1 pseudogene is annotated in these 203 nt (G+C 62.1%); it reads left to right on the top strand.

From position 1 onward, the window contains the following. Positions 1 to 203: pseudogene (locus tag DXA54_RS28720) on the top strand (TraG family conjugative transposon ATPase); the annotation flags it as partial.

Genomic DNA, 203 nt, shown 5'->3' with positions numbered 1-203 from the left:
CAGTACCTGAACGAAGCCCATTCCTACGGGCTGACCTCGGTACGGGCGCACTTCAACGTCATGGCGTGGAGCGATGACGCGGAGGAACTGAAGCATATCAAGAACGATGTGGGCAGCCAGCTGGCAAGCATGGAGTGCGTGCCGCACCACAATACCATCGACTGCCCGACGCTCTACTGGGCGGCGATGCCCGGCAACGCGGC

Origin of the sequence: Bacteroides sp. OF03-11BH (assembly GCF_003604005.1) — a bacterium.
GTDB lineage: Bacteria > Bacteroidota > Bacteroidia > Bacteroidales > Bacteroidaceae > Bacteroides > Bacteroides ovatus.
The sequence above is the reverse complement of the archived record's forward strand: the minus strand, read 5'-3'. Positions and strand labels throughout refer to the sequence as shown.